This is a genomic window from Desmonostoc muscorum LEGE 12446 (assembly GCF_015207005.2).
GTDB classification, from domain to species: Bacteria; Cyanobacteriota; Cyanobacteriia; order Cyanobacteriales; family Nostocaceae; genus Nostoc; species Nostoc muscorum.
Genome location: NZ_JADEXS020000001.1, coordinates 5598212 through 5620888, shown reverse-complemented (window position 1 = coordinate 5620888; position 22677 = coordinate 5598212). Strand labels below are relative to the sequence as shown.

20 protein-coding genes are annotated in these 22677 nt (G+C 43.3%); 15 read left to right on the top strand and 5 right to left on the bottom strand.

Annotated elements, in window-relative coordinates; translation table 11 throughout:
- Positions 1 to 7: 7 nt before the first annotated feature.
- The 3 genes from mreD to IQ276_RS23880 form a co-directional block, all read right to left on the bottom strand.
- The gene (gene mreD, locus IQ276_RS23890; protein WP_193916328.1) at positions 8 to 643 is read right to left on the bottom strand and encodes a rod shape-determining protein MreD; all 636 of its coding nucleotides are present in this window, start codon (positions 641 to 643) and stop codon (positions 8 to 10) included.
- A gap of 25 nt (positions 644 to 668) precedes the next feature.
- Positions 669 to 1454 carry a rod shape-determining protein MreC gene (gene mreC, locus IQ276_RS23885; RefSeq protein ID WP_193916325.1) on the bottom strand — a complete coding sequence of 262 codons (786 nt, stop codon included), beginning with the start codon at positions 1452 to 1454 and terminating at the stop codon, positions 669 to 671.
- A 99-nt stretch (positions 1455 to 1553) separates the two neighbouring features.
- The gene (locus tag IQ276_RS23880; RefSeq protein WP_190879596.1) at positions 1554 to 2561 is read right to left on the bottom strand and encodes a rod shape-determining protein; all 1008 of its coding nucleotides are present in this window, start codon (positions 2559 to 2561) and stop codon (positions 1554 to 1556) included.
- 368 nt (positions 2562 to 2929) lie between these two features.
- Here IQ276_RS23880 and IQ276_RS23875 point away from each other — a divergent pair, with 368 nt between their 5' ends.
- A complete protein-coding gene (locus IQ276_RS23875; protein WP_193916322.1) occupies positions 2930 to 3289 on the top strand; it encodes a single-stranded DNA-binding protein in 360 nt (119 codons plus the stop codon).
- A 49-nt stretch (positions 3290 to 3338) separates the two neighbouring features.
- Here the strand turns inward: IQ276_RS23875 and IQ276_RS23870 are convergent, their stop codons facing one another.
- Positions 3339 to 4088: an SIMPL domain-containing protein gene (locus IQ276_RS23870; protein WP_190879592.1), complete on the bottom strand. Its 750-nt coding sequence runs from the start codon at positions 4086 to 4088 to the stop codon at positions 3339 to 3341.
- Positions 4089 to 4206: 118 nt separating this feature from the next.
- Between IQ276_RS23870 and IQ276_RS23865 the strand changes: the two genes are divergently transcribed.
- The 10 genes from IQ276_RS23865 (at position 4207) to sds (ending at position 15814) form a co-directional block, all read left to right on the top strand.
- Positions 4207 to 4449, top strand: a complete 243-nt coding sequence (locus tag IQ276_RS23865; RefSeq protein ID WP_193916319.1) for a hypothetical protein — start codon at positions 4207 to 4209, stop codon at positions 4447 to 4449.
- The gene (locus IQ276_RS23860; RefSeq protein WP_235115918.1) at positions 4431 to 4841 is read left to right on the top strand and encodes an EVE domain-containing protein; all 411 of its coding nucleotides are present in this window, start codon (positions 4431 to 4433) and stop codon (positions 4839 to 4841) included. Before IQ276_RS23865 ends, IQ276_RS23860 begins: the two co-directional genes overlap by 19 nt.
- Positions 4842 to 5081: 240 nt before the next feature.
- Positions 5082 to 6542 (top strand): cation:proton antiporter, encoded by a 1461-nt coding sequence (locus tag IQ276_RS23855; RefSeq protein WP_193925848.1) that lies wholly within the window; start codon positions 5082 to 5084, stop codon positions 6540 to 6542.
- 886 nt (positions 6543 to 7428) lie between these two features.
- Positions 7429 to 9306, top strand: a complete 1878-nt coding sequence (locus IQ276_RS23850) for an N-acetylmuramoyl-L-alanine amidase (RefSeq protein WP_193915048.1) — start codon at positions 7429 to 7431, stop codon at positions 9304 to 9306.
- A 329-nt stretch (positions 9307 to 9635) separates the two neighbouring features.
- On the top strand, positions 9636 to 9791 hold the full coding sequence (locus IQ276_RS23845) for a hypothetical protein (RefSeq protein WP_235115917.1): 156 nt from the start codon (positions 9636 to 9638) through the stop codon (positions 9789 to 9791).
- Entirely contained in the window at positions 9788 to 11698 is a 1911-nt protein-coding gene (locus IQ276_RS23840; RefSeq protein ID WP_235115916.1) for an N-acetylmuramoyl-L-alanine amidase, read from the top strand. Before IQ276_RS23845 ends, IQ276_RS23840 begins: the two co-directional genes overlap by 4 nt.
- A 134-nt stretch (positions 11699 to 11832) precedes the next feature.
- Positions 11833 to 12462 carry a hypothetical protein gene (locus IQ276_RS23835; protein WP_235115915.1) on the top strand — a complete coding sequence of 210 codons (630 nt, stop codon included), beginning with the start codon at positions 11833 to 11835 and terminating at the stop codon, positions 12460 to 12462.
- A gap of 100 nt (positions 12463 to 12562) precedes the next feature.
- Positions 12563 to 13429 carry a glutamate racemase gene (murI, locus tag IQ276_RS23830; protein WP_193915052.1) on the top strand — a complete coding sequence of 289 codons (867 nt, stop codon included), beginning with the start codon at positions 12563 to 12565 and terminating at the stop codon, positions 13427 to 13429.
- A gap of 76 nt (positions 13430 to 13505) precedes the next feature.
- A complete protein-coding gene (locus IQ276_RS40740) occupies positions 13506 to 13631 on the top strand; it encodes a hypothetical protein (RefSeq protein WP_309245606.1) in 126 nt (41 codons plus the stop codon).
- A 1211-nt stretch (positions 13632 to 14842) separates the two neighbouring features.
- Positions 14843 to 15814: a solanesyl diphosphate synthase gene (sds, locus tag IQ276_RS23820; protein ID WP_190879568.1), complete on the top strand. Its 972-nt coding sequence runs from the start codon at positions 14843 to 14845 to the stop codon at positions 15812 to 15814.
- Between the two features lie 745 nt (positions 15815 to 16559).
- Here the strand turns inward: sds and IQ276_RS23815 are convergent.
- Positions 16560 to 17033, bottom strand: coding sequence for a hypothetical protein (locus tag IQ276_RS23815; protein WP_190879566.1), 474 nt, complete (start codon positions 17031 to 17033; stop codon positions 16560 to 16562).
- 204 nt (positions 17034 to 17237) lie between these two features.
- Here IQ276_RS23815 and hetZ point away from each other — a divergent pair, with 204 nt between their 5' ends.
- The 4 genes from hetZ (at position 17238) to IQ276_RS23795 (ending at position 22623) form a co-directional block, all read left to right on the top strand.
- The gene (gene hetZ / locus IQ276_RS23810; RefSeq protein ID WP_193915054.1) at positions 17238 to 18440 is read left to right on the top strand and encodes a heterocyst differentiation protein HetZ; all 1203 of its coding nucleotides are present in this window, start codon (positions 17238 to 17240) and stop codon (positions 18438 to 18440) included.
- On the top strand, positions 18433 to 19413 hold the full coding sequence (locus IQ276_RS23805; protein ID WP_193915056.1) for a PatU: 981 nt from the start codon (positions 18433 to 18435) through the stop codon (positions 19411 to 19413). The genes hetZ and IQ276_RS23805 overlap by 8 nt, the downstream gene beginning before the upstream one ends.
- 421 nt (positions 19414 to 19834) lie before the next feature.
- The gene (locus IQ276_RS23800) at positions 19835 to 22141 is read left to right on the top strand and encodes a transglutaminase TgpA family protein (RefSeq protein ID WP_193915059.1); all 2307 of its coding nucleotides are present in this window, start codon (positions 19835 to 19837) and stop codon (positions 22139 to 22141) included.
- A gap of 191 nt (positions 22142 to 22332) precedes the next feature.
- On the top strand, positions 22333 to 22623 hold the full coding sequence (locus IQ276_RS23795) for a type II toxin-antitoxin system Phd/YefM family antitoxin (RefSeq protein ID WP_193915061.1): 291 nt from the start codon (positions 22333 to 22335) through the stop codon (positions 22621 to 22623).
- The last annotated feature ends 54 nt before the right edge of the window (positions 22624 to 22677 follow it).

The following is a 22677-nucleotide window of genomic DNA, read 5'->3' as shown; positions in this document are numbered from 1 at the left end:
TCATCAACTATTGCTCCAATAATTTCATCCGTTGCCACCAAAGATTCAGGGGATAATAAACCACAGGTCCCCAGAGACTACTAAGAATCGCAGAAGCAAGAGCGACACGTTGATAATATGTCCAAATATCTCCGACTTGGCGTAGACTGTGCCCGCCGTGGGCATCGCCTGTAAAACTTAATTGCAACCCAAAGATAGTTTCTCCCAAAACTGCCATCACAAAGACAATTACAGCAATAGAAATAAAATCCTCTTCCATAAAGCGCTGTTTCTGGAGTAAACCAGTGAGAAGTCCCACTATACCTAAACTGAGGGCATGAGTAGGGTAAGGTGATGTCATTCCATCTTGAAGTAGCCCCAAAATTATACCTGCCAATGCTCCCGCAAACATTGTGCGCTTCACACTCCAAGCCACCACCCAAATTAACAGCCAGTTTGGCCCAATTCCCAATAATTCCATACCTGGGAGGCGGGTTGGCAACAACAATAAACATAACAGCACAGACCCAACCGTTATCATCCAACCCGTCAACTTACGTACAGCAGGATGCCAACGAGAAAGCGGCGGGATTTGGACTTTCAATTTTCGCTTTGGTGATTTTGGCTTTTTCTGTCTGCTGCCAACAAATGCAGGAATCTTCATTTTTCTGTGGATTTTATCGAAGAATTTACTTAGACTTTTGAGTTTCCAAATCTTGGTTTTCTAGCTTTGGATAGACTGCTACCCAATCTAGAAAACGAATTGGCGGAAAAAGCTCAACTTTTGCGACTGAGGCTGGGAGTTTCTTTAAATTCAGTGACTTGATTCGTCCTACTGCCAAGCCGGATGGGAATTTTTGACTATAAGTAGATGTGGAAACTAAATCTCCTACCTTCGCATTTGGAACTTTTTCATAAAACTCCAGCACAGCATCCGCAGAAGAATCTCCTCGCAAAACACCTTTAGCAGCCGTGCGGCTAATTGTGACACCTACTTGACTCTTGAGGTCACTGATTAACAACACGCGGCTAGTATTGGGAGTTACACTTTGCACTAAACCAACCAATCCCCCATCGGCCTTGACTACATAGCCTTCCTGAATCCCCGAATTAGCACCCCGATTCAAGGTAACTTGTTGCCACCATTGGTCAGCACTACGTCCCACCACCCGCGCTGGAATTGGCCTTGATGCCAGTGGCTCTTTTTCCACATAGCCCAATAAATTTTGTAACTTTTTCTTCTCACTTTCCAAATCTACTATACGAGTTTGCAACTCTAATACCCGCGCATCTCTGAGGCGTTCTTCTGGAGTTGGCCCTGACTGCAACATCTGCAACGGACGGGTAATTGTATAGTACGTCTCAAGCACCAACTCACCTTGAGTCTGTCGCAATATCCAAGCACTACCAGCTACTACAGCTAGCAACCCGATTTGTAATCCTTTATGATCCCACCAACGCCGTACTGTCACCATATATACCTTTGTATACTTAATAAATTAAGTTCTACCCGGATTCTATTTATATAGAACCCAAATAGAACTCAAATAGAACTCAAGTTTGAAATTTTTTCGCTACATATTACGAGAGCGAGCGCTGAAAACTCGTTCCATTTGCTTAAAGTTTTCTAACACACGACCTGTACCCAGCACAACACAGCTTAAAGGATCGGCGGCAATGTGGGTCACAATCCCTGTTTCATGGCTAATCAGGGTATCTATGCCTTTGAGCAAAGCACCACCACCAGCCAGCATAATACCTCTGTCAATAATGTCTGCTGCTAGTTCTGGAGGCGTGCGTTCCAATGTCCGCTTCACAGCTTCTATAATTACCGATAACGGTTCCAACATACTTTCACGGATTTCTGGGGCTTTGATTGTTACAGTTCGTGGCAGACCAGAAAGTAAGTGTAAACCCCGGACTTCCATCATGAGATCATTATCATCGTTAGTGGGATAGGCAGAACCAAGGCGAATCTTGATCTCCTCGGCAGTGCGTTCACCAATCACTAAGTTGTGCATTTTCTTGAGATACTGAACGATCGCTTCAGTTAATTCATCCCCCGCAATGCGTACTGATTCGCTGATTACCGTACCTTGAAGACTTAGCACTGCAACTTCTGTGGTGCCACCCCCAATATCAATGATCATGTTACCAGTAGGCTCAGTAACAGGTAGTCCTGCCCCAATTGCCGCTGCTACAGGTTCATCAATTAAATAAACTTCTCTTGCTCCGGCTTGTTGAGCCGCATCCATTACAGCTCGCCTTTCTACTCCTGTGACGCCACTGGGAATGCCAATGACAATCCTGGGTAAAATCAGGGATCTACCTTCATTTACACGTTGAATAAAGCTTTTGAGCATCAGCTCAGCCACCTCGAAGTCAGCGATTACACCATCACGCAGGGGGCGGAGAGCAATCACATTTCCAGGCGTCCGACCGAGCATTTTCTTGGCTTCTTCTCCTACAGCCAAGGCCACCTTTTCATTTTGATCGATAGCAACCACTGAAGGTTCTTGCAGTACTATACCTTTACCAGATACATAAACAAGGGTATTAGCGGTACCGAGGTCGATACCCATATCCCACGATGTGCGAAAGTTCCTGAAAAGACCCACGCGTCTCTAAGCCCCCTAAGCGCTAGTTTTTGACTACAACAGTATGAGTTAATAGTGTTATATGCTATTCGTTTGTATCCTGAGTCCAGTAAACTAGACTATATTTTTATATAATTCCCAGCAATATTTACTATGTCTCAGGCATCTATTTTTTGATATTCTCTGGTTGAGTTAGTATATCCGTATACTTTTATGTGTTTCTCCAAGTAGTATGTATAATTTTTCAATTCAACTATATTGTTAACTGTTTAACACATTATTTTCAATAGTTTGACAATTCGCTATCATCGGAGTCTAGACTAATAAGTACCTTTGTACTAAAGAGAACGCACATGAGTATCAATGTTGTCACCCTCATTGGCCGTGTAGGCGGCGACCCAGAGATGAAATATTTTGAGTCTGGTAGTGTTAAGTGTAGATTGACACTAGCTGTTAATCGCCGTACTAAAGAAGGCGAACATACTGATTGGTTTAATTTGGAACTATGGGGAAAAACGGCGGAGGTGGCAGGCAATTATGTACGTAAAGGTAAGCAAATTGCCGTCAAAGGTTCCTTAAAGTTTGACACATGGAGCGATCGCCAAACAGGAGCAAACCGTTCCTCACCAGTGATCCAAGTAGACCAATTAGATTTATTAGGCTCTAAGCGCGATGCAGAAGGCGGTGGAGATTTTTCGCCAGAGAATTTCTAATTCATGTGTCATTAGTCCTTTGTGAGAACAAAGGACTAATGACAAACAACTAATAACTAATTTGCAACGTCACCGATGCTTCTACTTGCTGTTCACCACCAATGACAGGGGTGGAAGCATCAGCTTGTAGAGCTGATTTGGCTTCCTCAGCACGGAATAACACAGGTGGTCGGGGTGGACTAGCATTATTAACTTGAATGCTTACCACTTCTTTGGGTGTGAAACCTAAAGCACCGAAAACAGCATTGGCTTGCTGCCTAGCATCTTGGGTAGCTTCTGCTAATGCTTGGTTTTGTGCTTTAGCGATCGCTTCATCATTCGCAACAAAACTAATACTATCAATTTGTGTTGCACCCACTTTCACTGCGCCATCTAATAATGTGCCAGTTTGTTCAATGGGAATACGAAAACTCACGGTGTTATTGGCAGCATAGCCCGTAATCCGCTGCACATTATTGGTGTAGCTATAAACTGGGTTAAGCCGGATACCAGTAGTTTGTAATTTGTCAACATTTTGGTTTTTCAGGAACGCAACCACAGCCGACGACCTACGGGCGGCTTCTTGCTGTACTTCCTGTGCAGTTTTACCCTGGATTTCCACTCCTAAACTAACTTGGGCTATGGTTGTGGGAATTGCTTCCATGCCGCGACCATTAACAGTCAGGGTTCGCCACAATTTTTCCTTTTCTTGTGCCAATGCCGGCAGTGTAAAAGTTGTACATAAAAGCAAAGTTAAAGACAGTATTTTCCACAAATTTCCAGATGGAAACGCAGAACCGGGTAAAGCGGCTCTAGTCATAAGATTTGCACTCCTCACAACAGATGTTTTTAATAAGCGTATCTAGCAATCCAACGATTTTGGATTTTGGATTTTAGATTCAACAGACCACTAGCTAAGGGGCTTGGGGATTTTCGATTTGTCTCACCCACAAGGGATCGAGCATGAACCAAAACAATCTAAAATCGGCAATCTAAAATCTAAAATTGCCAATCAACAGCCACCACAAGTTTTTCATAATTCAAATGCGATCGCTAGATACGATTTGTATGTTTATACTTTGACACCGCCAGAATCAAAAGCGGGAATGGTTACATTTTTGGAAACTAAAAAAATTACACTTATATTTTTGGAGATTTGGGTATGGCGTATTGGCTGCTGAAAACTGAACCAGAAAATTATTCCTACTTCGATTTGGAACGGGACGGCAGTACAATTTGGGATGGAGTCAACAATCCTCTAGCGCTCAAACATATACGTACCATGCTAGTTGGTGACTTGGCGTTGATTTATCACACAGGCAAAGAACGACAAGTTATAGGTGTAGCAGAAATAATTAGTCAACCTTATATCGATCCAGCACTCAACGATAGTAAACGGGTAGTTGTGGATGTGCGGGCACTACGAAGAGTACAGCAACCCGTCACCTTAGCCCAAATCAAGCAGGATGAAAAATTTACAGACTTTGACTTGCTCCGGCTTCCTAGACTGTCTGTAGTCCCGGTTTCTCAAGTCTTTTGGCAGCGCTTGATTTTACTGGGGACTGGGGACTAGGGATTGGGGACTGGGGAGTAAAAATTTGGACGTTGAGCTTCTGAGGGTGAAAGTTGAGCTTCTGAGGGTGAACGTTGAGCTTCTGAGGGTGATTCTTAAAGTTTTAACTCTCCTTCACTCCTTTCTCCCCAATCCCCAATCCCCAATCCCCAGTCCCTAGTCCCTGCCAATATCATCTCCATAGACAGATGTTTCTCAGAAACGCGTCAAAATCAAAGAGAAGGATTTTCACAGAACCCAATGCATTTGTTAAATCCAATCAGCTTCTCTTTTCCTCTGCTGGCTAGCGCAACAGAAGCCGCAGACAGTTCAATGGTAGTAGCAGCAGTGCTACTGAGCTTAGTTGTCATTTACCTCGCCAGCAAAGTTGGTGGGGAGTTATCAAACCAAATAGGTTTGCCGCCAGTCTTGGGCGAACTTGTAGGTGGCGTAGTAGTAGGAATCTCTGTTTTGCATCTTTTGGTGTTTCCAGAAGGTGGCACAGACAGTTCTAACTCTTTGATTATGACCTTCCTGCAAACTACAGCTGGTTTATCTCCCGAAGCCACTCCAGCGGTGTTTGCAGCACAGTCCGAGGTCGTTTCCGTTTTGGCAGAATTGGGCGTGATCATCCTGCTGTTTGAAATCGGTTTGGAGTCGAACTTAAAAGACTTAATGGCAGTGGGTATCCAAGCCACCGTCGTCGCAGTGGTGGGGGTAGCAGTACCCTTTGCAGCTGGTACTGTGGGACTGATGACTTTATTTGGTATCGGTGCTGTCCCGGCAATTTTTGCGGGGGCGGCTTTGACTGCTACTAGTATTGGGATTACTTCCAAAGTGCTGTCAGAACTGGGGCGACTCAATTCTAAAGAAGGGCAGATTATTCTCGGTGCTGCTGTCATTGACGATGTTCTGGGAATCATCGTCTTAGCGGTGGTTGCCAGTTTAGCTAAAGATGGTGTGGTGGATGTCAGCAAAGTCATTTATTTGATTATCAGTGCCACTGGTTTTATTTTGGGAGCAATCTTGCTAGGCAATGTTTTCAATAAATCCTTTGTGGCGATCGCTGATAAACTCAAAACACGCGGTGGATTGGTAATACCAGCATTCATCTTCGCCTTTGCTATGGCATACCTGGCCGCCGTCATCCACTTAGAAGCAATTCTGGGAGCTTTTGCCGCCGGTTTAGTCCTAGAAGAGACAGATAAGCGCAAAGAACTGCAAAAGCAAGTCTGTCCTATCGCCGATATGCTAGTGCCAATTTTCTTTGTCACCGTTGGCGCAAAAACCGATTTGGGAGTCTTAAACCCAGCGATTCCCGATAATCGTGAAGGTTTAATTATGGCAACTTTCCTGATTACAGTAGCCATTCTCGGTAAAGTGATCACAGGCTTAAGCGTGTTTGGTCAACCGGGAATCAACCGTTTAGCGATCGGTGTGGGGATGATTCCTAGAGGCGAAGTCGGGTTAGTATTTGCTGGTGTCGGCGCTGCTAGCGGCGCTCTCTCAAAACCACTAGGGGCAGCAATCATCATGATGGTTATTTTAACCACCTTTTTAGCTCCTCCCTTGTTACGATTTGTATTTCCAGAACCAAAAACTTTGGATGCAGACTCAGAGCAACTAATTTTAGACGGTGCTTCTGGAACATCGTTGGTAATCGAACCACCCCAATCGAAGGTATCAGCGTCAGAAGTAACTCCAGAATCTGGGGATAGTTAATCACTGGGGCATTGGGAGTGAGGAGTGAGGAGTTAGGAGTTACGAGTGAGGAGTTCTCCTCTTTACCCCTCATCTCCCTCATCTCCCTCATCTCCCCCTGCCCCCCATCCCCGCCTCTCCCTCCTGACATTGGAAACTTCTCTCCCCAAATCTCCGTCCCGTGTGATTATAAAATTGTCGTTTGTTTGGAATTTCTACTAGTATTCGGAATGTTATTGATTTCCAGTTTTCCCCTGCTCCTCATACCAATTTGCAGCCAGAAACGTAATTTATAAATTTCTCTTGCCTACTCCCCGAAAGTGAAAGTTACGATTTAGAAAGCAGATTGGTATCAGCCTTAATTTGAAGATTTTTCAACTAATTGGGGAGTAACACCCATAAACAAAGCTAGATCAACTGACAGTAGTGGGAATTATTTACTCAGTGCATCAATGGCAACAAACAACAAAAAGTTATCTGTAAAGAATTATCAGTTATCAGCGATCTAGCTTTTTTGGAAGTCAGAGTCCCCCACCTCAAAAGGTGGAATGCTTCACGCTGGAGCTAAATTCCCGATATGAAACCTAGCAACTCTTAACTGATAATTGATATTAATTTTAGTGTGCCTTTATACCAGCTTAACAATGAAAAAAGGCATCAAAGCTCAAGTTTAGGTGGTGACTGTGTGATGATTTAGCAATGAATTCAGATATTGACCGAAGCAGTGCTGAGCAATGAATCCAAGTATTAAGTAAAATAAACCACGTTAAAAATACTCATTGAACGGCAATTTGATCTGGGAGTTACACGAGAACGAGAAGTCAGAAGCTTCAGCTTTTTTAGAGCTGAACTTTGGCAACTCACCACTACTGAAGGCTCCCATGAATGTGAATTAGGAGAAAGGACTGTGAAATTACACTGGTTACTACCCAGCACTATTGGAACGATCTTGATGCTATGTTCGCCGGCAATGGCCGCGAGACTAGAGTCTTGGCGTTTTGATGCCAATCAAAACAGGCTGGAAATTAATACTGTGGGGGATGTTCAACCCCAAGCACAACTAATTTTCAACCCGACTCGGTTGGTAATTGATTTGCCAGGAACGACATTTGGGCGTCCCCAAGTCACCCAACAAGTAGGTAATGGTATTCGCTATATCCGTGTTGGGCAGTTTGACACAGAAACAACGCGTATAGTCGTCGAATTGACTCCTGGTTATACTTTAGACCCCAAGAAAGTGCAATTTGTGGGCACAACTGGCGATCGCTGGACTGTGCAATTACCTAGACCAGAAGTTGATAAAGCAGCATCTCCTCCGAGAAATGTTTACAGTGTAGTCACCCCAGACTCTAGTCCTCAACCTGATATTCCCAGGGTTGCCACCACTCCCAGGGCAGCGACTCAAATTGAGAGCTTACAAGTAACAGGTGATGGGTTTTTCATCCGCACCAGTGGAGCTAATCCTCCAATTCAGGTAATTCGCAGCCGCGATCGCGCTACCATCTTCATGGATATCTCTGGCGCATCTCTATCACCACGGCTGATACAGCAAAATAATCAGCCCGTTAACAAACATGGCGTTAGCCGTGTTGAATTCACTCAACTCCGAACTCAACCCCCTGGTGTTCGTTTAACTTTGCGGGTAAATAAAAATAGCCCAGACTGGCGAGCAAGCACGAGTGGCACCAGTGGTTTGGTAGTTCTGCCTACTCGTGTTGTCACATTACCTGAAAGTAATAATTCTGACAACCAGTCAGAAGCAGTTTCTTTTCCCAGCAGACCATTGGCTAACAACTCCCCAGCCACAATTGAGTCAGTAGAACTGGCTGATAATGGCACACAACTGTTGATTAGAACTGACCAAACTTTATCTGCTACGGGAGCCTGGGATAGAAACTCTGGTTTGTTCCGCATCACAATTCCTAATGCAAAGTTAGCTCCCAGAGTTACAGGCCCTAACTTTGGCGCCAATAGCCCCATTCTCCAGGTACGCCTGCAACGGCAAGAACCCAACACAGTTGTTGTCTTAGTTCAACCAGCAGCCGGAGTGCAACTTGGGCAACCCAATCGCATTAGTGACCAGCTTTTGGCTGTACCGATACAAGGCTCTCGTCGAGTTGTCACACTTCCTGGAAGACCCCCCTATGCGATACCTCCGCTACCACCGATAAACCGGGGTCCATTTCCAGACCCAAATAATCCCAATCCCCAACGTCCAACACAACCACAACGCCGAATTACTAATGGACGAGTGGTAGTATTGATTGACCCAGGACATGGCGGTAAAGACCCTGGAGCAGTGGGTCTTGGCGGAGTACGGGAAAAAGACGTTATCCTGCCTATTGGTAAAAAAATAGCTCAGATTTTGGAGCAAAATGGTGTCCAAGTGATTATGACGCGCGATTCTGACTATTTTGTTACCCTTCCAGGACGGGTGCAATTAGCAGAGCGAGCTAATGCTGATGTGTTTGTGAGCATACATGCTAATGCAGTGGGGCCTGGTCGTTCCGATGTTAGTGGCTTGGAAACCTATTATTACGACAGTGGTTTGGGTTTAGCTCGCGTTGTCCATAACAGTATTCTCCAAAATGTCAATGTCAGAGATAGGGGAGTGCGGCGAGCCAGATTTTATGTCCTAAGAAAAAGTTCCATGCCTTCGATTCTCGTAGAAACAGGTTATTTGACTGGTCGAGAAGATAACGCTAAGCTCAGAACCTCAGCTTACCAAAATCAAATGGCAGAAGCGATCGCTCGTGGCATCCTTCTGTACCTCAAGAGAAGATAAGTAATTTTGTCTGAATTATTGAGTAAATACATTTAAATGATTGACGAAATTTATACAATTTAATAGTGATTATGATGAGAATATTCCTGGTGTTGGGAACAAATTCGCCTCACCTGGACTCATCAAAATCTCAAACTCCTAACTGGCATAATTCTAATTACTCCCTTGTAGTCAAAAAATTACTAATTTTTTCTCCTGCTTTACCCCAACTGCTAGCAAAGATTAGGGGTTTACGTAAAAAATTTAGGTATTCTTGCGGCGGGACAAGAGTCGCTTGTTTGTTATTGTCATCTGATGCTTTCTAGGTCTAATTTATATTGGCTAATGGCATGGCAAAATCAGATGAGCGTGCTATATTTTACGCCATTAGCTGTGTCTTAATAACAGCGCAAAACTCAAGTGTAGGCGGTGACGGTGTGAGGATTTGCCAATATGTTGAGATTTTGACGGCTCCCATGAATGTGAATCAGGAGAAAGGACTGTGAAATTACGCTGGTTACTACCCAGTACTATTGGAACTATCTTCATGCTGTCGTCGCCGGCAATGGCCGCGAGACTCGAATCTTGGCGCTTTGATGCCAATCAAAACAAACTGGAAATTAATACTTTGGGAGATGTCCAACCCCAAGCACAGTTAATTTTCGACCCGACTCGGCTGGTAATTGATTTGCCAGGAACGACATTTGGGCGTCCGCAGCTAACCGAACAAGTAGGTGGTGCAATTCGCGCTATCCGCATCGGGCAATTTGACGAACAAACAACACGCATAGTCGTCGAACTGACGCCTGGTTATACTTTAGACCCCAAAGGAGTACAATTTAGAGGTACAACTGGCGAATCCCCTGCGGGGACACTTCGTGAACGCTGGATAGTGCAATTACCTACGCCACAAGCCGAAAATCTACCTTCAAGAAATACTCAAGAACAACAAATAGCCACAGAAACTTCACCGAGAACATCTACACCAGCGTTCTCCCCTAGAAATATTTATAATGTGGTGACAACCGGCGCTAATCCATCTAATAGGCCAACAGTTGTCGCCAGAGTTACCCAAATTGAAAACTTACGAATCACGGGTGATGGCTTTTTCGTCGCCACTAGTGGCGGTAATCCTCAGATTCAAGTTAATCGTAGCAGCGATCGCCAGAAAATTAACATCGACATCGCTGGCGCAACTCTCTCACCAAATCTAGAACAGCGAGATTTGCCAATTAATCGCTACGGAGTTAGCCGCATCCAGTTCTCCCGACTGGAAAGTAGCCCATCTGTTGTTCGCATGACCTTACAGGTGGACAAAAATGCTTCTGACTGGCGGGTAACTACCAGTAGTGTTGGTGGTTTCGTGCTTCTCCCCAGTCGTGGTATTGCTCAGTTACCAGGTAATAATACTCCACGCCCCGTACCATCTGCGAACAATTCACCAGCCACCATTGAGTCTGTGGAACTAGCTGGCAATGGCACACAACTATTAATTAGAGCCGACCAAAGTTTATCTGCCACAGGAGGCTGGGATAGAACCTCTGGCTTATTCCGCATCACTATCAACAATGCTCGATTAGCTCCTAAAGTTAAAGGGCCTACTTTTAATCCTAATAGTCCTATCCTCCGCGTTCGCCTCCAACCACAAGCAGAAAATACTGTCACTGTCTTGGTTCAACCAGCAGCGGGAGTAAAAATTGGCGAACTTAACCAGGTTGGTGACCAACTTTTGGCTTTAGAATTACAACGCTCTGGTAGCATCACACCCCCCATTCTTTTACCTCCCCTACCATCACCAAACCAAGGTCAACTCCCCAGCCCCACAGATAATCCTCGTCCTACATACCAGCCACAGCCACGCCCCCCAGTTCCCAGAGGGAAATTGCTGGTGGTTATTGACCCAGGACACGGTGGTAAAGACTCAGGTGCCCCTGGTTTGGGCGGACTGTTAGAAAAGGATGTAATCTTGCCTATTGGTAAAAGGGTAGCAGCGATTTTAGAGCAAAATGGTGTACAAGCAGTATTAACAAGGGACGCAGACTTTTTCGTCGAACTTCAGGGACGGGTAGACATCGCTGAGCGAGTTAATGCGACTTTGTTTGTCAGCATTCACGCCAATTCAGTTGATAATCGTCCTAGTGTCAATGGCTTAGAAGTCTACTATTACGACAGCGGTTATGCTCTAGCTGAAGTAGTTCGTAATAGCATTCTGCAAAATATCCCTACCATTAAAGACCGAGGAACCCGTAAAGCTAGATTTTACGTTCTCAGGAAAAGCTCTATGCCCTCGATTTTAGTGGAAACAGGTTATATGACTGGTAACGAGGATAATCCCAGATTAGCAACACCAGAATATCAAAATCGGATGGCAGAAGCGATCGCTCGTGGCATCCTCAAATACTTACAGCGGTAGTATAACAGAATTCAGAATTCAGAATGGGTTACGTCCCGCTGTGCTAACAAAATTCAGGAGTAAAACACGCTTTATACCTGGGTAAGTAAGTTAGCACAAAAAAACCAAATATATTACGAAATGTCAAGGTTAACATGGGAATATCTCTGATGTGGCCTAATGGTTTAGAACTGCGGAAAGCCACGGTGGGACATGGACGCAACTACGGCAATACCGATCTCAGCCCGGACGAAGAAGTTATTCAAGCACTGTTTGGCTGGGATGGCAAAGTAGGTTGTCCTTTAGCTTATATCCCTGCGGAACGTCCCGTTTTTGGGCGAGAAGCATACAGCAAGTTGTTGCCGTGGCAAGAGCATTGTACATTAATGAAATCTGTCGTCCGAACTGTTATACCTGTTATTGCTTATGGCATTATTATCGGGCTACCAGATCATGACGATGATAGCTTGTTACATCTTGAGGAAGCGATCTCAGGACTTGTGGATGAACTGGTAGAGATTAACCGAGAATTGGAATTTCAGATTGCTGTGTATAGCATAGCCCCCTTGCCAGGAACTCCCCAATCCCACAACTTACGCAAGTTAGGTCTGTTGCAGTTTGAAGACCCCTGTGTTTGGGGAGGGCTATGGACACCGACTTGCAATACTCATCACCTTACCTACGAGCAGGTTTCCGATTGGCAAATTCGTCTATCTAAGATTCGCAGATCAAAGAATGAATTTACTAACTATAACGGGGAATATTCAGGGCTAATTAATAACTAACTATATATCCTGCTTTTGCGTGCAGAATTTAGTGGTAAATTTGTAAATTGTCTGCTAGATTCTGTATTTTATATCCAAAAACCTAAATCAATATCTGCCTGTGTATTCATCTTCCATTTTTGAAGGAAATCTTGACGATTTTTCTAATCAAGAACCCCAACGCGCCCCAATTGGTATCTTTGATAGTGGTGTGGGAGGATTGACAGTACTGCGACAACTATATCGCCAACTTCCGAATGAATCAATTGTTTATTTTGGGGATACAGCTCGGCTTCCTTACGGAATTCGTTCACAAGCAGAAATTTTACAATTTACCCGTGAAATCCTCACCTGGCTACAACAGCAGCAGGTAAAAATGGTGATTATGGCTTGTAACACCAGTTCTGCCCTAGCGTTAGAAACTGTGCGTCAAGAATTTAGCGTACCCATACTAGGAGTAATCCTACCAGGGGCAAGGGCAGCAGTCCAGATGGGAAAGCGCATCGGTGTAATTGCCACTCCCGCCACAGCTAAGAGTAATGCTTATAAGCACGCCATACTCGAAATTAATCCCAATGTCCAAGTCTGGCAAGTTGGATGTCCAGAGTTTGTGCCACTGATTGAGCAAAACCGCATTCACGACCCTTACACAGCTGAAGTAGCACGAGGCTATTTAGAACCTTTATTAGAGCAGGAAATTGATACCTTAGTCCACGGCTGTACTCATTATCCGCTGCTCACACCAGTATTGCGATCGCTCGTCCCCTCTCAAGTCCAGCTCGTTGACCCAGCTGTTCATGTTGTCGTAGCTTGTGCCCAAGAACTAGACCTACTAGGCTTAAGAAATACCCACCCACCACTACCAACTCGCTTTGCCGTTAGTGGTTGTCCACAACAGTTTTCCCAATCCGGAGTTCACTGGCTAGGCCATACACCCCTGGTTGAACAGGTTTGCTTCACTGATATCGCTATTTCCCAACTCCAATAAAATTAATTTGTCATTGGTCAATAGTCATTTGTCATTTGCAAATCACCAATGACCAATGACCAATGACTATTGACTATTGACCGCTTCAGTCACCTTTGTCCTGATTGATATCTCCTGCTCATGTTTTTCTTTACCAGATGAAGCAAAACTTGCCGGAGCAGCCTTTGTACCCGTCCGCTTTGCTAGTGCTAATAACAGGTAGACTGTGAACAAATATCCAGACGCTAAAATAAAAATCATCATAGGCACACTTCCGTAAATCATTGTTCTACTAGCACCCTTGGTAAGCAATACAAAATTTCATGAAATTAGTAGAACTTCAGCCAACCAAGTACGTTCTTGATGACTGTAGTTTGCTATAGTGAATCTACCTATAGAGATCAGATTCTCTACGGACAAATAATTTATTATCTAATGCAAGTTTTTGCAGACCATAAATCCCACAGCAGCTCAGTTGCCAAAAGACAACCTAATACTGCAATTCTCAGCGGTCTACTCGATCTGCGTTATTTTTGCTCAACACTACTGTGACAGGATTAACCCTTGCGCTCAACGTCAGCTAAAAAAGTGTACCTTTGAGCCAACAGAGTCATAAAGAAGAACTTTAAGACCTAGTTGACCTTAGCCTACCCTTAGCTACGTTTGTTTAGCGTCTCGCAGAGAAGGAGCGTCACCCGAAGGGCTTCCCATAGGGGTATTGCATAGCTCCAAACTAGGAGTTTCGCATATCGTCGGAGAAATCAAAGGAGTTATTCCCTCAATGTCACCAGCGAATAGTTATTTTATACACACAACTACCATTTCAGTAAAATCAACTAGCAGGTGACCTACTTTTGGTGTGTGAGTATCTGAAAAATTTAAAATTCCTATATTTTAGCGTAACACAACAGCCTTGAATTTTAAGCCCACTCGTCTGCTAAATTTCAAATTTTTTCAAGAGCTACACTTCAAGCTGAAAAAAAATTTAGTCTTACATGATTGAATCTAATACACTTTCTCTCATTATTGTAAATAAGCAATAATACTTAATCTGTTGTTTTGTCTGTAGGGGACTATGTACAAATACGGCAAGTGGATACCCTGATATCTTGCACCAACTGCTTGATTTCAATTTTTCTGGAATGGGCACTGATAAAGCCTTATTTTTATCTTTTAGACAGTGCCCCACACTTAAAGAAAATTTAACAAGACTTCAGTAACACGATCTTCAGTGAACACTTTTCCCATATTCTCAGAAATATATCAATATTAAGCATAATTGCTTATTGACAAAAACTGTATTAGCTAAGATTTCCTCCAGTAGATTTTATGAGTATGGGATTACTGATGAAAACTTTGCGCTGGCACAGGGTTATCTTAAAATGAGTAAAGGATATGTAAACTTTCGTAACCTAAGTCAGAGTCCGCCCATCCATGACCCCAGCCACCTCCCTGTTTACCCCTGTGGAAGCAGACCTGCGACAACTAGCAGATAACCTCAAACAGCTAGTTGGAAATCGCCACCCCATTTTGTTTGCAGCAGCCGAACATTTATTCGGAGCTGGGGGAAAGCGTATCAGGCCAGCAATTGTCTTGCTAATATCGCGGGCAACAATGTTAGAGCAAGAAATCACCCCGCGTCATCGCCGCTTAGCTGAGATTACCGAAATGATTCATACAGCAAGCTTGGTACACGATGATGTGGTAGATGAATCAGACGTGCGGCGAGGCGTTGCCACCGTTCATAGTTTGTTTGGTAACCGCATTGCCATATTAGCAGGAGATTTTCTCTTTGCCCAATCTTCATGGTATTTAGCAAACTTAGACAATTTGGAGGTGGTGAAACTGCTCTCAGAAGTGATTATGGATCTAGCTACTGGGGAGATTCAGCAGGGATTGAATCGTTTTGATGCTGGTATCTCTATTGAAACTTACCTCCAAAAGAGTTATTACAAAACAGCTTCGTTAATTGCTAATAGTTCCAAAGCCGCTGGGTTACTCAGTGAAGTGTCTCGAGAAACTGTTGAGCATCTGTATAGCTATGGTCGTGACCTTGGCATAGCATTTCAAATTGTTGATGACATTCTAGATTTCACCAGTACAACAGATACCTTGGGTAAACCAGTGGCATCGGATCTTAAAAGTGGTAATCTGACTGCACCGGTTTTATTTGCTTTAGCGGAAAAACCATACTTGGAAGTGCTGATTGAAAGAGAATTTGCTCAAGAAGGGGATTTAGAGCAAGCATTAGCACTGATTCAAGATAGCCAGGGTATACAGCAAGCGCGAGAATTAGCTGCTCATCATACTAAATTGGCAATTGAACATCTTGCAGTTCTGCCGCCGTCAGAGTCCCAGCAGGCATTGATTAACATAGCTGACTATGCACTGAGTCGGCTTTATTAAAAACGAATTTTAGATTTTAAATTTTGCCAAAAGTTGAGCCAGTTGCTTAGGCGCGTTTTCCGACTTGTGCGAACGTGCCAGTTGCGTAAGTTCTGCCTCAGTCAAACCTGCACAACTATTTTTGGGTGGGTATTTCTGGCTCAACAGAAGCTAAACACAAAAATTGAAAATTGTTCAGTGGTAACTGTTTTTTAATCAATTGTTAGATATTGCACAGAGTTGAAAATACTAACCGTAGGTTGGGTTTATCCTGTGAGAACCGAAAAAATCAGAAATGTTGGGTTACCCTGTGGGATCTTGCTAGGTTCCTCAACCCAACCTACGACTACTAAACAAAAAATTGAAAATTGTTCACTAGTAACTGTTTTTTAATCGATTCTAGATATTGCAGAGAGTTAAAATCTGACCTTGTATTTTAGAAGAAGCTAAACAAAAAATTGAAAATTGTTCACTAGTAACTGTTTTTTAATCGATTCTAGATATTGCAGAGAGTTAAAATCTGACCTTGTATTTTAGAAGAAGCTAAACAAAAAATTGAAAATTGTTCACTGCTAACTGTTTTTTAATCGATTCTAGACATTGCAAAGCGATAAGGGAAAAAATGGTTTCCCGATTGAGCAAATTTTTGCAGACAGATTGGAAATTGAAAATTTTTTAGAAAATTATGAGCGCCAAAAATTGGCGCTCATAAGTTTTAAAGACAGATATTGGCTTGTATCGAAAAAATCTCAAAGCCAAAATTATTCTATGCAATATCAGGGGGTATGTGTTTAGGCGATCGCATCTGTCGCAGCTTTTGTTGCATGAGTTTTTCTAACTCAGTTCGCCGGACTTCAAAGGTATGAGTGGTCTGACCCGGTGTTTCCAAAAAAACGATACTATCTACGGGTTCTAATGCCACCAATTGAAACAAAATATGGGTGACGGGAACAATTTTAGTTAGCATTTGAGGGTCAAGCCCAGCAGTGGAAATTAGGGAGACATCCTGTATGGTAGGGAAAGCGTAAACCACTCGCTTTTCCAATCCTGGATTAGTACGATTGCTCAGTGTAGTTAAAACCCAGTTGCCCTCCGAACTTTGGAGAATATAGTACTGGGAGTAACGTAATTTTTGAGCGATCGCTCTCAGGGAAGGAGCAATTGCTGAAATTAGATTTGGTGTTATACCATCGCGGGGTGCATTGTCAATCAGCAATTGAATTTGTGCTTCTAAATCCATAATGACTTGTATACGGCTCCTGGGTAATGGCAATAACATCTACAAAATGTGAACAATCCCATTAAATTTGGGAATAATAACATCAGGCACATCTTCAACGTAGGATTGGTCTGCATTTAGCTTATAAGCAAAACTCAAAAAGCCAACACCCACGGTCGTACAGGTTGTATTTAAATACCTTAAGGTCTTTTGAAAACCGAGACTATGAATTCAGCCGCAACCGCAACTATTCCATCTGCAACTTTTCTGGGAGAAAATTCTATTGGTGTGGAGGTGATCTTTCAACTCCTGTCCAGGGAGTTCCAGCAATCAACCAAAGCTTCGGAACAAAATTGTCATGATGTGGCAAGACGAATTACCAGCGAAGTCTATCGGATTTGCAGTGAAAGCAAACGAATCCAAGCTTCCGGGGCTGTGGAAAGCTCGGCACTCACCCTCGCTCGACATCGGCTGCAACAGTGTCTCAGGTACTATCAGTTGGGTTCAAATCGGGGCAGGGTAGAATTACACAGTACTTTGAGCGCTATTATTTATCGTTACATTAATCCTCCTCAGAAGCAATTGAGCTATCAAGGGCGGCTGACTATAATTGAAGATTTTCTACAAAGTTTTTATCTGGAAGCATTGAACGCTTTCCGGCGAGAAAATCAACTCGGTGCCACTTATCGGCCACAAACGCTTCTGGAATTGTCTGAGTACATGGCATTTACCGAGCGCTATGGTAAGCGGCGAATTCCCTTACCAGGCCGTCAGCAGCAGCTAATTATCCTGCGAGCGCAAACTTTCTCCCAACAGCAACCCCCCGAAACCAGCGTAGACATAGAACAAGCCGCAGAAGGTAGCAATAGTGAAGCCGACGGTTGGGAAGAACCAGCCATTCAGCAATTGCGCTCCACAATGGCAACCCAAACAGAACCGGAACCTGAAGAAGACACCTTGCGTTCTGTTGTGATTACCGAATTAATGAATTATCTCGAACAACGGCAACAATCTGACTGTGCTGATTATTTTTCGCTTCGTCTTCAAGATCTATCAGCACAAGAAATTGAATCGGTTTTGGGCTTAACCTCTCGTCAGAGAGATTACTTACAGCAGCGCTTCAAGTATCATCTAATTCGATTCGCCTTGTTGCACCGTTGGGAATTAGTTCACGAATGGCTCGAAGCTTCATTGCATACCAACTTGGGCTTAACTCCCCAGCAATGGCAAGCATACACAACGCAGTTGGACGATAAACAGCGGTCTTTACTAGAGTTGAAGCAACAAGGACAAGCCGATGAAAAAATAGCTAAAACTTTAGGGCTGTCAATGGCACAACTACAGAAACGCTGGTTTAAGATTCTGGAACAAGCTTGGGAAATTCGTAACTCATTAGTGTCCGGATCAGGTGCATCTACTCATGAATAGTGACTCAGAATCCTTACAAAACGAGTGTCTCTATTGGTTATTGACAGGTAATGTCAAAAACTGTGAGTATCCCTCGTTAGAATGTGAGGAAAATGACGGGGTAAAAAACCTCTTGAAGGAAGCCACTGGTTCAAAAAACAGTGAGCCAAAATTGAGAGGAACGCCCCAGACCTTTCAACTGGGAGAAATTCCTACTGTGCAAGATCGTTTCCAAGCCATCCTTAAGCGTCGGTTACAAATCCAAATCCAAGATCAGCCACCGTTGTTTCCTTGGGAAACACAATTAACCGACTATCCCGACTTTGTTGATGAGCCATCAATGACACTCGTTCCTACCTGGGGATGGATGGCACAGCAGTCAAAGCTGAATCTGCCGATTCCCCTGCCAGAAAGAGTTTTCCGGCAATTGCTAGAACAGTGTCAGGCGTTGGTTACATCTTCAGTGCCACTGGGGGCAAAATTAGTTCAAGTGGTGGAGAACTTTTTCCCCAACGAATCTCAGGCACTAAATGACATAGCTGGACTGGTGCTAAGAAGCACCTATCGTTCTGTGAATACTCTGGACAAAATGCCCGATATTCAGAACGATTATTCAGATTTACAACCCCGGCAACAGATGGCTTTGTCATTGCTGGCGGCTAAACAATTGCTGGAAAATCTGACTCTACCACTTTCAGCGGCTAGTCCAGTGGTAGAAAGACAATGGCTAACCAGTGTCGGTACTTTAAACATTAGAGTAGAGTACCAATCTCTAGGTAAACTTACCAAGTTACTTGTTCAAGCTGATTTACCCGTTAAAGGAACTTTGACATTGCGAGGAAGTGGCACCTTAGCAATGACAACATCTTCGAGTTCCGGATACCTAAGTGTAGATTTAGGCTGCGAGCAACTTAATCCAATTTATACCCTGGAAGTTGAGTTTCCAGAAATAGATGAACAACCTTTGTTGTTTGTGATTAATCCCACAATGTAGTCTAAATTACTACCGCTAGCACACTGCGTCAATCAACGCCGATATATATTTAAGATAACTTTTCCCCTCGCTGTTGCTTTGGGGCTTTGTTTATCTTTAAAGACTACTGAAAACAGGGTGCTTACTTAATGTAGGTTGCCAAATCTTAGGCATGTGTAAACTCAACCCGTAACCAATACTGTTCGATTAAGGCAAGAGACGCGATAAATCGCCGTCTCTACAATAACCAGTCCTTCGTCTTGACGGCGATTCATCGCGTCTTTGCGATCTAGAATTTTCATCGCTATCAATTTTCCACTTATAGACACTTAAAAAACAGGATAAGAAAACTTCCTCCGACGGGAATACTTAGAAGTAGGGCGGTGAGTTCCGTCGTTAGTATTGTTTCCGTGGGAGCTACACCTTGTTTAACTTATCCAGGATGAATCGGTTTTGGCGTCTCCCTGTAAATAATTTCAGGCAGCAAAATACACAGGGTTCGCCTTTGACAGAAGTGGAAAATTCAATTTCCTTACGGGTGCTGGTGCTAGCGTTGGTTATTTTGGGAATTGTGGCGACAGATATCGCCGCGGAGACTTCATTCAGTATTTGGGCGTTACCCCTGAGTGTAGTGGGTGCGATTTGGAGTTACTATCGTCGCGGCGATCGCAATGTTGCTGTAAAGTTCTGCATCGCTATCGGAATGTTAATAGCGCTGGGTACTTTCTTTGGGCGGTTAGTGACAGAGTTGAATGATACGCGGTTGGGTTTGGCAGAGTTATTAATTCAACTACAGGTGTTGCACAGCTTTGATACACCCCGCCGCAAAAATTTGGGTTATTCGATTGTCATCGGATTGATTTTATTGGGTGTGGCTGCAACGCTGAGTCAGACTTTAGCATTTGCACCTGTGTTGCTGTTATTTTTAGCGATCGCTCTCCCAACGTTAATATTAGATTATCGCTCACGCTTGGGTTTGCAGCCATTAAAAACACAAAAAGAAAACACCCCAAAAGAGAAATTCTCAAATTTAAATTTTAAATTTTTAATTGTTAACTTTTTTGTAATTGTCGGTCTCGGACTGGCAATTTTTGCTGTTTTACCCAGGTTACCTGGCTACCAATTACGTACTTTTCCTGTAAGTCCTCCAATTGATATCAAAGGCAATTTTACAGGACGTGGCATTATCAATCGCGGTTATGTCCGCGAAGGTAATGGTAATAATCAAGGTGATGCTACAGGACAGAATAAAACTGGGCAACCAGGAAAAGTAGATAATAATTTTTACTACGGTTTCAATAGCGAAATTAACCAAAACCTGCGGGGTGAGATGAAACCCAAGGTTGTGATGCGAGTGCGATCGCAAGCTGAGGGTTTTTGGCGAGTTTTGGGATTTGACCGTTATACAGGTAAAGGATGGGAAGTTTCTCGTAAAGAAGATGTTACCACCATCAGGCGATCGCCTTGGTCTTACCAAATTTTTATTCCCCCACCTCTGATTACTGGTAAAACTCAAGAAGTAGTACAAACTTATACAGTGGTGTCGGATTTGCCGAATTTAATTCCAGCAATGGCTAATCCCAAGGAAATTTACTTTCCCACACCAATGATCGCAGTTGATAAAGAAGACGGGTTGCGATCGCCTGTGGAATTATCAGAAGGTGTGACTTATACAGTAGTTTCCGAAGTACCATACCGCGATCGGACTTTGTTAGGTCAAACTTCTACTAAATATCCCCAAGATATTAAAAAGCATTATCTCCAAATCCCGCCCGAAATTGCCGAAAAAGTCCGGCAACGCACCGAAGAAATCCTCGCCAAGTACAATCAAAACCGGGTAGCAAAGTCTTCTAAAAACCTAGATTCAGCTTATGAAAAGGCTCTTTATTTAGCTCAATACCTAAAGCAATACTACTCTATTCCGCAAAATCCCTTAGAACTACCTTATTTAGATGAAAAAGAAGACTTGGTAGAAGCTTTTTTATTCAAGTACAAAGGAGGCTATCCAGACCACTTTTCCACAGTTCTCACGGTGATGCTGCGTTCCATTGGCATTCCGGCGCGGTTAGTGGCGGGATTTAGTCCGGGAGAGTTTAATCCATTCACGGGGATGTATGTTGTCCGTAATACAGACGCCTACGTGATGACGGAAGTGTATTTCCCTAAATATGGCTGGTTTGCCTTTGATCCAATTCCCAATCATCCCTTGATACCCCCGTCAATTGAAGATACTGAAACTTTTAGCGTCCTGCGGCAATTTTGGCAGTGGATTGCTGGATGGTTACCTTCTCCGGTGACAGGTTTATTGAATAATGTATTTGGGACAATATTTAGCTGGATTGGTAGAGCGATCGCTTGGTTTATCGCTTTATTCTCTCAAGGTTGGTTCGGTGTATTGACTGGCTTAATTTTGGGTACTACCATAGCTTTCTTCGGTTGGCTGGGTTGGGGACAGTGGCGCGAGTGGCGCAATCGCCGATGGTTAAAGAAATTGCCAGCGATGGAAAGCCTTTATCAACAAATGCTGCAATGGACAGCGCAAAAAGGTTTGGGTAAACATCCAGCACAAACACCGCTAGAGTATGCCAAAGTTTCATACCAACATCATCCCTCAACAACTGCTGAGGTAATAGATGAAATTTGTCAAGCTTATGTTAGCTGGCGTTATGGTGGACATCCACCTAATTTGAAACGGCTGCGAGAAAGCTGGCAAGGTTTGAAAAAGGGGACTGGCGATCGGGCAAAATAATTAAGGAAAGTTTTGAGAGATACAACAGATTTCAACAAGCGTGAAGTACACAAGCTAAATGCCAAAACCAGGTATCAACCTTGTTTTACTTCTGAATTCTGAATTCTGAATTCTGAATTCTGCTGTATTAGTTGACAAAATTAGCGACTTATTCTTAGCATTTTATTAGATGCTTATTCAATGCTGTCTCCATGATAAACCTTTCAAAAGACATACATTCTCTTACCGAGTTTAAACGTAATACGACTGAGTTTTTGCAGCGTATTAAGGAAACAAAACATCCCTTGGTTTTAACTATCAATGGAAAAGCAGAGCTAGTTGTTCAAGATGCAGAATCTTATCAGGAACTTTTAGATGCTGCTGAGTTAGTAGAAACTTTAAAGGGTATTAAACTTGGTTTGGAACAAATGCAGGAAGGAAAAGGGAAAAAAGCGGAAGATTTTTTTTATGAACTGTTTGATAAACTAGACAGTTTTCAATGAGTCAGAAATATCAGATCATCATACAACCCACAGCACAAAAAGCAATAGAAGAAG

Bases quoted from the DNA above. Each gene is read 5' to 3' on its own strand.
- IQ276_RS23880 (WP_190879596.1), bottom strand. From the start codon at position 2,561: ATGGGTATCGACCTCGGTACCGCTAATACCCTTGTTTATGTATCTGGT.
- mreC (WP_193916325.1), bottom strand. From the start codon at position 1,454: ATGGTGACAGTACGGCGTTGGTGGGATCATAAAGGATTACAAATCGGG.
- IQ276_RS23860 (WP_235115918.1), top strand. From the start codon at position 4,431: ATGGCGTATTGGCTGCTGAAAACTGAACCAGAAAATTATTCCTACTTC.
- mreD (WP_193916328.1), bottom strand. From the start codon at position 643: ATGAAGATTCCTGCATTTGTTGGCAGCAGACAGAAAAAGCCAAAATCA.
- IQ276_RS23800 (WP_193915059.1), top strand. From the start codon at position 19,835: ATGAATCGGTTTTGGCGTCTCCCTGTAAATAATTTCAGGCAGCAAAAT.
- hetZ (WP_193915054.1), top strand. From the start codon at position 17,238: ATGAATTCAGCCGCAACCGCAACTATTCCATCTGCAACTTTTCTGGGA.
- IQ276_RS23835 (WP_235115915.1), top strand. From the start codon at position 11,833: ATGGGAATATCTCTGATGTGGCCTAATGGTTTAGAACTGCGGAAAGCC.
- IQ276_RS23875 (WP_193916322.1), top strand. From the start codon at position 2,930: ATGAGTATCAATGTTGTCACCCTCATTGGCCGTGTAGGCGGCGACCCA.
- IQ276_RS23805 (WP_193915056.1), top strand. From the start codon at position 18,433: ATGAATAGTGACTCAGAATCCTTACAAAACGAGTGTCTCTATTGGTTA.
- IQ276_RS23870 (WP_190879592.1), bottom strand. From the start codon at position 4,088: ATGACTAGAGCCGCTTTACCCGGTTCTGCGTTTCCATCTGGAAATTTG.
- IQ276_RS23815 (WP_190879566.1), bottom strand. From the start codon at position 17,033: ATGGATTTAGAAGCACAAATTCAATTGCTGATTGACAATGCACCCCGC.
- IQ276_RS23855 (WP_193925848.1), top strand. From the start codon at position 5,082: ATGCATTTGTTAAATCCAATCAGCTTCTCTTTTCCTCTGCTGGCTAGC.
- IQ276_RS23795 (WP_193915061.1), top strand. From the start codon at position 22,333: ATGATAAACCTTTCAAAAGACATACATTCTCTTACCGAGTTTAAACGT.
- IQ276_RS23845 (WP_235115917.1), top strand. From the start codon at position 9,636: ATGGCAAAATCAGATGAGCGTGCTATATTTTACGCCATTAGCTGTGTC.
- sds (WP_190879568.1), top strand. From the start codon at position 14,843: ATGACCCCAGCCACCTCCCTGTTTACCCCTGTGGAAGCAGACCTGCGA.